The sequence below is a fragment of the Candidatus Pantoea bituminis genome (assembly GCF_018842675.1).
GTDB lineage: Bacteria > Pseudomonadota > Gammaproteobacteria > Enterobacterales > Enterobacteriaceae > Pantoea > Pantoea phytostimulans.
Genome location: NZ_JAGTWO010000004.1, coordinates 1,134,660 through 1,145,827, shown reverse-complemented (window position 1 = coordinate 1,145,827; position 11,168 = coordinate 1,134,660). Strand labels below are relative to the sequence as shown.

The 11,168-nt window shown below is 50.5% G+C and carries 2 protein-coding genes and 3 pseudogenes; 3 read left to right on the top strand and 2 right to left on the bottom strand.

The window, feature by feature from the left end; translation table 11 throughout:
- Positions 1 to 680: 680 nt before the first annotated feature.
- The 3 genes and pseudogenes from KQP84_RS09135 to rcsB all read left to right on the top strand — a co-directional run bounded on the left by KQP84_RS09135 (position 681) and on the right by rcsB (position 5,160).
- On the top strand, positions 681 to 1,835 hold the full coding sequence (locus KQP84_RS09135; RefSeq protein ID WP_215846131.1) for an MFS transporter: 1,155 nt from the start codon (positions 681 to 683) through the stop codon (positions 1,833 to 1,835).
- A gap of 19 nt (positions 1,836 to 1,854) precedes the next feature.
- Positions 1,855 to 4,508, top strand: a pseudogene (gene rcsD, locus KQP84_RS09130) (phosphotransferase RcsD).
- 1 nt (position 4,509) lies between these two features.
- Positions 4,510 to 5,160 carry a response regulator transcription factor RcsB gene (gene rcsB, locus KQP84_RS09125; RefSeq protein WP_215846130.1) on the top strand — a complete coding sequence of 217 codons (651 nt, stop codon included), beginning with the start codon at positions 4,510 to 4,512 and terminating at the stop codon, positions 5,158 to 5,160.
- A 62-nt stretch (positions 5,161 to 5,222) separates the two neighbouring features.
- On the opposite strand, the pseudogene rcsC reads toward rcsB, so the two are convergent.
- Positions 5,223 to 8,074, bottom strand: a pseudogene (rcsC, locus tag KQP84_RS09120) (two-component system sensor histidine kinase RcsC).
- A 332-nt stretch (positions 8,075 to 8,406) separates the two neighbouring features.
- Positions 8,407 to 11,081: pseudogene (gene gyrA, locus KQP84_RS09115) on the bottom strand (DNA topoisomerase (ATP-hydrolyzing) subunit A).
- Positions 11,082 to 11,168 lie beyond the last annotated feature (87 nt).

Sequence of the window (11,168 nt, the reverse complement as noted above, 5' to 3'; positions counted from 1 at the left end):
ATTAGATTTATGCTTTTAAGATCCACGCATTACCTCACTTTCTGCGATGCAGAAAGCGTCTTGCCTGGTGAATGTAAAGGCCTTATGGCCAATTATTTTCAGCGACCGGCTATGAGCCTTGCTGATTGAGTGAATTTTTAATTTAAGTTATTTTGTTATACATAAATTTTCGGATTTCTACCTGATCAATCTTTGACGGAACGAACAGAAAAATCAACTTCAATGTACAGATTTTGTTATGTTTTAATTTAGTTATCATTAACAAAATTCGCGTTATAAAGTTGAATGGGTGCGCTTTATCTTTGTTTTCTCATATCAATTTGTTGCCAGCTGTTTCCTATAACTGCTTAAAGAGGTTGAAAAAGAGTGATTAAAAAGGTGGCAAGCGGCTAATAAAATTTGTTTCACTGGGTGATGCGGCACACATTTTTGATCTCGGTTTACTTTTTTTAATAAAGTAACGTACTGAAATTGCGCGAAGAAATTTGGGTTAAGTCCACCTTGTGGATGACGGTGATGCCAGGAAAGTTCTGGAAAAGAATCGCGACGCGAAAAAGTCGGTAAACTCCCTTTTTGCCGACAGTTCGCTATTGAAAATCGCCTAATAAAAGCGAATGGCGAGCAGATAAAAGCGGCTTCGATGTTACACTTGGCCGCTTTGCTACTAATGAATTTTACCTATGACCGCACTGGACGCCGCACAGCAAAATAAACAGAACAGCCGCCTTTATTGGGGCACGCGCATCATCTTTCTGATCAACGGATTAGGCATGTCTGCATGGGCGCCGCTGGTGCCTTTTGCACGCGATCGCTTGCAGTTAAGCGGTGCCTCATTGGGCGCGTTATTGCTCTGTTTAGGCATTGGTTCGCTGGCAGCGATGCCGGTTACCGGTACGCTGGTCGGTCGTTTCGGCTGTCGTCGCGTCATGCTGCTTTCAACACTTGTTGTGTTGTCAGTTATGCCTTTATTAGCCACGGCAGATTCATTGGCCTTAATGGCAGCGTCGCTGATGGTGTTTGGTGCGGGTTTGGGTACGCTGGATGTGGCAATGAACTACCAAGCCGTTGAGGTAGAGAAAGCGTCAGGTCGGGCAATGATGTCTGGCTTTCATGGCTTTTTTAGCCTGGGCGGCATTTTGGGCGCAGGTACGGTGAGCTTACTGTTAAGCGCCGCGCTTACGCCGCTGACCTCCGTACTGATTGTCATGGTGGTCATGCTGCTGTTACTGGTTTGGCGCCTGCCAAATTTTATGAATGAACGTTTGCATCAGCCCGAACAACCTTGGTTAGTGATCCCGCGTGGCTGGGTCGCCTTTCTCGGTGCGCTTTGCTTTATTCTGTTTCTGGCAGAAGGCGCGGTGCTCGACTGGGGTGCGCTGCTGCTGCTGCAAAGCCCGGAGATGGCACCCGCTCACGCAGGTCTCGGCTATGCGCTGTTTTCGGTTGCGATGACGCTGGGACGTTTCAGCGGTGACAAAATCATTAACCGCTTTGGTCGCTATCCCGTGATGCTGACGGGCGCTTTGGCGGCGGCGGCAGGCATGACATTAGCGGTATTGTTACCCTGGCCTGAAATGGCGCTGTTCGCCTTTCTGCTGGTGGGTTTTGGCTTAGCAAACACGGTGCCTATGCTCTTCAATGCGGTAGGGAAACAACAAGATATGCCGGCAAATCTGGCGATATCCGCCATGACAACACTGGGATATGCGGGTATTCTCTCAGGTCCGGCCTTAATCGGATTCATTTCCCAATGGATCAGCCTCAGCGGCGCGTTTTTGCTGATTGCGCTGTTACTGTTAGCTGTGGCCGCCAGTGCGCGACTGGTTGCGCGATAATTCAGGTATCTGAGACGCTATGTTCTACAAGTTTCCCCTGACATCCGGCAATGTCACCCGCTTCTTTTTAGTGTTTAATCTGGTGCTGCTATTAGCGCTGGGCTTTGTTATCCACAACTCGGTTAATGCCTGGCTTACTGAGAAACGCTATGCCATGACTGATGTGGCGCGCGCAATGCAAAAGCGTATTGATGCGTATCGTTTTGCCACCTGGCAGATATACGAGAACCTCGCCACCAGCGCGGCAGGAACGGCGCCAAGCAGCAGCTTGCAAGAGACGCGTCTGCGCCCCGATGTCTATTATCTCGAAAAACCCGTCGTAAAACGGAAGCGCTGATCTTTGGCTCTCATGACAGCAGCACGCTTGATATGACCATGCGCATGTCAAACTACCTTGATACGTTATGGGGCGCAGAAAATCCGACCTGGTCGATGTATTTCCTGAATGGTCAGGATAACAGCTTGATCATGATCTCTACGCTGCCGCTGAAAGATATGGCGACGCGCTATAAAGAGAGCGCGATTAGCTCGCTGGTGGATGGCCGCCGTGCCGAGATGCTTCAGCAGGCGAATGCGCTGGATGAGCGCGAAAGCTTCTCGCCGTTGCGCCATCTGGCGTTTCAAAACGATCACTACTTTACGGTGCGCACCACCTTTAATCAGCCGGGACATCTGGCAACGGTGGTGGCGTTTGATCTGCCGATTAACGATCTGATTCCGCAAAATATGCCGCTGGAAAATTTCCAGCTGCGTCAGGATACAGCGCTGACCAATAGCAGCGATGAAGAAACAGCAGAAAGCACGCAAATCACGTTAGCGAACCCCAATCTTGAAATTGCTGCCACCTTGCCCAGCACCTCGCTGCAGCTGATTTACCACGTCCCTGTTACCCGGTTATTTGTTGATACATTGCACAACCTATTGTGGCCGTTGCTGATTAATCTGCTGCTGTTCCTGCTCTCCCTTGCCGGGATGGCGCTGCTGCGTCAGCAATCACTGCGCCCCAGTGAGAATCAGACTGCAGAGCTTGATTCTCTGCGGGTGTTAAATGAAGAGATCGTCGCCAGTTTGCCGGTCGGTTTACTGGTTTATGACTTCGCCAGCAACCGCACCATTTTGAGTAATAAGATCGCAGAACATCTTTTGCCGCATCTTAATCTGCAAAAAATCATTAATATGTCCGATCAGCATCAGGGCGTTTTGCAGGCAACCATTAACAACGAAGTGTATGAGATTCGCCACGCGCGCAGCATGCTGTCGCCGCATACCCAACTGTTTATGATGCGCGATCAGGATCGGGAATTACTGGTTAATAAGAAGCTGCAAAAAGCGCAGCAAGTTCTGGATCGTAACCATCAGATGCGTCAGCAATTGCTGCAGAATCTGGGTCACGCGCTCAACCTGCCGCTGGAAAAAATGGTGACGCAACTGGTACAGCTGAGCCAGCGCGATGAAGACGAAACCGTGCTTGACGTGCTGGATGAGAGCCAGGGATTATCGCGCCTTGTCGATGATATTGTGCTGCTGAATCGCCTTGAAGCGCATGACTGGTCGCCAGATGCCACGGTATTTAATCTGCAAGATCTGCTGGATGAGATCGCGCTGGAAAGCTTGCCACTGATGCGCCGTAAAGGGCTTTCGCTGGTGATGAATAATCATCAGCCCAACGATGAGATGCGTTTCGGCGATCGTCGCGCATTGCGTAAGGTTTTGACCACGCTGATGCATTACGCCTTAACGACCACGCGCTGGGGCAAGATTTCACTGGATGTCAAAGCGCTGGAGCAGCGTGCCGATCGTCTGACTATCGAACTGGTTGATACCGGCGCTGGATTAACGGTTGATGAACTGGCAAACGTTGATTTCCCGTTCCTTGGCGACACCAGCCAGGATCGTTATGGACAAGCTTCCGGCATGGCATTTTTCCTGTGCAAACAGCTGTGCAAGCAGATGGGTGGCAGTCTGGAAATTGTGGCAAAAGCTGACATCGGCACACGCTACAATATGCAGTTGCCGCTGGCGCTGGAGCAAAAAAGCGTTGAGGAAGAAGAGAAAATTCTCGACGGCGTGACCGCACTGGTAGAAATTGCCGTGGAGGATGTGCACAAAATCGTATGTCGCCATTTAGAGAGCTGGGGCGCACGTTGTCTCACGCCAGATGAGCGTATTTCAGGACAAGATCATGACGTATTAGTGACTGACGATCCGGCGAAACTCAGCGGCTGGGCTTTGTTGCTGGCTGAGGATGAGTTAGGTTATCACGCACTGAACGAACAGCAATATCGGGTTAATTTCAATCTCAGCAGCGCGTTACTGGATGCGTTGCTGGCGCTGATTGAGAAGCAATTGTCCCATGATGTTATGGAGGATGACGCCGAAGAAGAGGCTGCTACACCGCTTATGAGCGGGGGCTATTTCCAGCTGTTTACTGAGACAGTACCGGATGATGTAAAGAGACTGTATACTGAGTCGGCGGAAAAGGACTACGCCTCGCTTGCTCAGACAGCGCATCGCCTAAAAGGCGTGTTTGCCATGCTCAATTTGACGCCAGGTAAACAGCTTTGTGAAGAGTTAGAACAACACATTAAAGCGTGTGACGATTCAAACATTACAAATACCACCAGTGATATTGACGCTTATGTCAAACAACTGCTGCAGCAAGGTAACCAATAAGATGAATAACTTAAACGTAATTATTGCCGATGACCATCCAATTGTTCTTTTCGGTATCCGAAAATCTCTGGAACAAATTGAATGGGTTAACGTTGTAGGTGAGTTCGAAGACTCAACAGCGCTGATTAACAACTTGTCCAAACTGGATGCTAACGTTCTGATCACCGATCTTTCAATGCCCGGTGAAAAGTATGGTGATGGCATTACACTGATTAAATACATTAAACGTCACTATCCAGACCTGTCGATTATCGTTCTGACCATGAACAATAACCCGGCAATTCTGAGTTCAGTATTGGATCTTGATATTGAAGGAATTGTGCTGAAGCAAGGTGCACCAACTGACCTGCCGAAAGCACTGGCTGCACTGCAGAAAGGCAAGAAATATACGCCAGAAAGCGTGGCAAAACTGCTGGAGAAAATCAGTGCCGGTGGTTATGGCGACAAGCGTTTGTCACCAAAAGAGAGTGAAGTACTGCGTCTGTTTGCGGAAGGTTTCCTGGTGACTGAAATTGCTAAGAAACTGAATCGCAGTATTAAAACCATCAGTAGCCAGAAAAAGTCGGCGATGATGAAGCTGGGCGTGGAAAATGATATTGCCCTGCTGAACTACTTATCTTCTGTTAGCGCGACGCAAGTCGAAAGAGATTAAGCTGTTCCTGAAGGCGGTGCACTCAGCACCGCCTTTTCATTCTGCCCTATCGTTCTACCGCTCTACCCTTCCCGCGTTTTCCGTACCCGATCCGCATAAATCGCTAACGTAACCTTCAGTACATCTAACGTCACCGGTTTCGACAGACAATTGTCCATGCCCGCATCCATACAGCGCTGCTTCTCTTCCGCTAAGGCGTTGGCCGTGACGCCCACTACCGGGAACACATGGCCCAACTGGCGTAAGCGCTGCGTCAGGCGATAGCCATCCATATTAGGCATGTTGACGTCGGTCAGAACGATATCGATCTCATTGCGGCTCAATACATTAAGCGCATCCACACCATCCTGAGCCGTTTTGACCTGATAACCTAATGTGCCAAGTTGTTCAGAGAGCAACATGCGGTTTATGGGATGATCGTCGACGATCAGGACCATAATGTCGTCGTTGTTTACCTTCTCCTCCACGGCACCGGCTAACAACAACGCATCTGCGGCTTCGTTTTCTACTGGAATGCGGTAGATACGCGCCAGCAGCGTCGGCAACTCATGCAGCGTGGCGGTGCTGTGAACCCAACGTCCCGACTGACGTTCGCGCGGCATATCAGCATGCCCGCCGTCAAAGGTGATAACCGCACGCAATGGCGCATCCATTTCCAACTCATAATCGGCCAGCAGCACGTCGTCATTGCCCACTTTGCCCAGATATTCCGCCACGCGAAGGCCCTGCTGCTGCAACTGCCGCGTGATAAATTCGGCTAAGTACTCATTGCGCATCGCCAGCCAAATGGTTTTGTCCTGCATACCCTCCAGCAGTGGCGGCGAGGGTTGCTGACCTTGGTAGATCGGAATACGCACAATGAACTGGCTGCCCATGCCGGGTTCAGAATCGACCTCGATATCACCATCCATCATGTTGATCAGTTTTTCACAAATTGCCAGGCCTAATCCGGTCCCCTGAAATTACGCTGCACGCCATTACCCACCTGGAAGAAAGGATCGAACAGCCGTGGCATCTCTTTCGCGGGAATGCCCACGCCGGTGTCGCGCACGCGGAACGCCAGATAACCGTCCAATACATAGGCATGCAGAATAATGCAGCCGGTATGGGTAAATTTGATGGCGTTGTTAAGAAGGTTAGAGATGACTTGTTGCAGGCGCAACGGATCGCCATCCAGCGCCTGCGGCACGTCGTGTTCGATGAAGCAATAAAGCGTCAGGCGTTTTTTCACCACCAGCGATAAGTAGTTGCCGACAATATGGGTGATCACTTCACGTGGCGCAAATGGGCGCGGTTCAATCTTCAACTGTTCCGATTCAATTTTCGAGAAGTCGAGAATGTCGCTGATGATCTTAAGCAGCAGGCTGGAAGAGTTATTCATTGCCGTGACCAGCGCATCGACACTGCTTGGCAATTTCTTAGTTTGTAGCAGATCGAGGTTGCCGATAATGCCATACAGCGGCGTACGCAATTCATGGCTGACCGTGGCGAGAAACATCGATTTGGACTGGCTGGCCTGCTCTGCCGCGTGCGCCATTTCCTGCAATGACTGCTCCATGCGAACACGCGCGGAGACATCCACCAACACGCAAATCGCGACGTTCTCATTGCGATAGCGAGAGTGAACAAAGCTGATTTGCAAGTTGGTATTGCTGCCGGTAAGCACATCGACAAAATTGACCTGTTGGCCGCCAATGATTTCGTTGAGTCGCTGGCGATCTTCTTGCGTCAGTAAGGTCAGATAGTTATGAGCCAGTTCATTGCTGAGGATGTTGGTGCCATCGCTGGTACGCAAAATACAGATGCCCACAGGCGCCGACGCGACAATTTTACGGTTGAACTGTTCATGTTCTTCCAGCCGATGCGCGTTCTCTTCAGCAGGCAGGAACATGCGGCGCTCAAACAGCCAGGCTAAGGTAAATAACAGCACCGCGCTAAAAATATTGAGCAGCAGTGCGTTGATCATCATCAGCTTTAATTGATCAACCAGCACATGGGTGGAGACCGACCACACCACATTTAAGTCTGATGGCGGCAGCGGCTTTTTCAGGACTAACTGGCGATAACCGTCGAGATAACCAAACCAGGTTTTATCATCCGGCAGGTCATCCATTGAGAAACCCACGCCACCACGCCGTGAAGAGATTAACGGTCGATTATTCTCATCGAGAATAGTGGCCACAACAGGTAAATTGCCGGGCTGAATGAATTCATCGAGGCGAATATTTTGTTCAACACCCAACAATGCCTGCAGTTTATTCGCCACATAAACCGGCACCACCATATAGAAGTTGCCCACGCCCGGTTGGGTACTGTTATTAATCCAGTACATCGGATTACGTCGCTCTTCTTCATTGCTGTTGCGATAGCGCAGTACGTGTTCACGCAATGACTTTAGGCTGCGCTCACGATCAATATTGCTGCTGCCAATGGTGAAATCAGCAAGACACTGATTTTCACCACCGATAAAGAACACCCGATTGAGTTCATAAGAAGAGGCGAAATTACTCTTCCAGTAATTAATGTAATAACTCAAAGAATCCAACGAATTGCGCCAGGTATTACTCATTGAGGTGCAATCGCCATCGGAAAACAGCGGTGTGAATTGAGGCTGCGTTGATTTGCCGGGCATCATACCGGTTAAGACATCCAGCCCGTTGCTGGCATTGGTTAAGCGGTTTTCGGTGATGAATTTCAGCTCACGCATCATGTCTGCTGAGTGGCGAATATACCACTCTGTCAGGCCGTAATTACTGGCGAATTCCTGACGCACCTGACTCTCTTTATCGTGCAGTACACTGATGATGTAAAACGAGGTCAGTACCGCGCCTAACAACCAGATCAGAAGCGCCAGCGCTCTGAACAGGTAGCGCGAAATGCGAAGTGTAGTGCGAAATGAGACAGGATATTTCAAAGGAAACTCGCAGTTGGCAAGATTAATCGCATGATGAATTTGGAATGCCCATACACTAGCTTTATCACGCGAAAAAAGCCAGCCGGGTGCGGGTTTGCCGGGCTATTTGGGAATCTTTGAATGTGCTTTTAGACGATTTGCCCGTCGGGAAAAAATGAGGGGCAGCCGATCCGTTTGGATGTGGAGTTCCTTAGCAATGGGATACGCTTCTCCGCTGGATTTATTCGGATATAAAGTGACCCTCATTACGCTGAAAAATAAAGCAAAAAAACGGCAGGCCGGGTTTCCCTGACCTGCCGTTGTTATGACGAACCTAACTTGCTGCGGAAAGATTACTCTTCTTCGTCAGCAGCCGGTGCGTCATCTTCGTCTTCAAGATCGGCTTCGTCGATATCGGCATTATCGATATCCGCTTCCGGTGCGATGTCTTCATCACCTTCCGCGACGCTACCGTCGATTGAATCCAGCTCTTCTTCTTCAACCGGCTCGGCAACGCGCTGCAATCCAACCACGTTCTCATCTTCTGCGGTACGAATCAGTATCACACCTTGGGTGTTACGGCCCACGACGCTGACTTCTGAAACGCGCGTACGTACCAGCGTACCTGCATCGGTGATCATCATGATTTGATCGCTATCGACGACCTGTAACGCACCAATGACCGGACCATTACGTTCGGTAACTTTGATCGAAATAACGCCCTGCGTCGCACGCGACTTGGTTGGGTATTCCGAGTTAGCGGTACGTTTACCGTAACCATTCTGCGTCACGGTCAGAATCGCGCCATCTTCACGTGGCACAATCAGCGATACAACGCGATCGCCTTCTGCCAGCTTGATGCCGCGAACACCCGATGCAGTACGACCCATTGCACGCACAGCGGTTTCTGCGAAGCGCACCACTTTACCTGCGGCGGAGAACAGCATGGTTTCATCGCTGCCGTTGGTCAACGCTACGCCAATCAGTTCATCATCTTCACGCAGATTGACGGCAATAATACCGGCGCTACGTGGACGGCTGAACTCTTTCAACGCGGTTTTCTTCACGGTACCGCTGGCGGTAGCCATAAAGATGTTGAAGCCTTCAGTGTACTCACGCACCGGTAGAATTGCGGTGATGCGCTCGTTGGCTTCCAGCGGCAGCAGGTTGACGATTGGACGGCCACGTGCGCCACGGCTGGCTTCAGGCAGTTGATAAACCTTCATCCAGTAGAGACGACCACGGCTTGAGAAGCACAGAATGGTGTCGTGGGTGTTAGCCACCAACAGACGATCAATGAAGTCTTCTTCTTTGATTCGCGCCGCAGATTTACCTTTACCGCCACGACGCTGCGCTTCGTAATCCGTTAATGGCTGATACTTCACATAACCCTGATGCGACAGCGTGACCACAACGTCTTCCTGATTGATCAGGTCTTCGATGTTGATATCCGCGCTGTTTGCAGTGATTTCAGTACGACGCTCGTCACCGAACTGATCGCGCATCAGCTCCAGCTCTTCGCGGATCACTTCCATCAAGCGTTCTGCGTTTTGCAGGATATGCAGTAACTCAGCAATCTGGTCAAGCAGCGCTTTGTATTCGTCGAGCAATTTTTCATGCTCAAGTCCGGTCAGTTTCTGCAGACGTAAATCAAGGATCGCCTGCGCTTGCTGTTCGGTCAGGTAATATTGACCTTCACGAATACCATACTGCTCGTCAAGCCATTCTGGACGTGCTGCATCATCACCTGCACGCTCCAGCATGGCTGAAACGTTGCCTAACGCCCATGACTGCGAGATCAGGCCGCTTTTCGCTTCCGCCGGGTTTGGCGCACGGCGAATCAGCTCGATGATAGGATCGATGTTAGCCAGCGCAATCGCCAGGCCTTCAAGGATATGCGCACGGTCGCGCGCTTTACGCAGTTCAAAAATGGTACGACGCGTAACCACTTCACGACGATGGCGAACAAAGGCTTCCAGAATCTCCTTCAGCGCCATAATCTTAGGCTGGCCCTGATGCAGCGCCACCATATTAATGCCGAACGAGGTTTGCAGCTGCGTCAGTGAATAAAGGTTATTCAGCACCACTTCACCCACCGCATCGCGTTTGATTTCGATGACGATGCGCATGCCGTCTTTATCAGACTCGTCACGCAGTGCACTGATGCCTTCAACGCGCTTCTCTTTCACCAGCTCCGCAATCTTCTCAATCAGGCGCGCTTTGTTCACCTGATAAGGAAGTTCATGAATGATGATGGTTTCACGGCCCGTTTTTGCATCTGCTTCAACTTCACCGCGAGCACGGATATAAATTTTGCCGCGACCGGTGCGGTAAGCTTCTTCAATGCCACGACGTCCGTTGATGATAGCGGCAGTCGGGAAATCAGGCCCCGGAATGTGCTCCATCAGCCCTTCAATGCTGATGTCTTCATCTTCGATATACGCCAGGCAACCGTTGATCACTTCGCGCAAGTTATGCGGCGGAATGTTGGTCGCCATACCTACCGCGATACCGGACGAACCGTTCACCAGCAGGTTAGGAATTTTTGTCGGCAGAACTTCAGGAATTTGTTCAGTCCCGTCGTAGTTCGGTACGAAATCGACGGTCTCTTTTTCCAGGTCAGCTAACAGATCGTGGGCGATTTTGGACATGCGTACTTCGGTATAACGCATCGCAGCAGCGGAGTCGCCGTCGATGGAGCCGAAGTTGCCTTGACCGTCCACCAGCATGTAACGCAGGGAGAAAGGCTGGGCCATACGTACGATGGTGTCGTAAACGGCGGAATCACCGTGTGGGTGATATTTACCGATGACGTCACCGACAACGCGGGCAGATTTTTTATAGGGTTTATTCCAGTCGTTACCCAGTTCGCTCATCGCGAAGAGTACGCGGCGATGCACCGGCTTCAGGCCGTCACGCACATCGGGTAAGGCTCGGCCAACGATGACCGACATGGCGTAATCGAGGTAAGAATTTTTAACTCTTCTTCGATATTGACCGGTGTAATTTCTCTCGCAAGGTCGCTCATGGAGCCGCTATCCCTCTACTTAATCCCGGATTTTAAAGGTGCGAAAGTATATCACACTGCATTCAGCTGGTGAACGTTAACCACCTA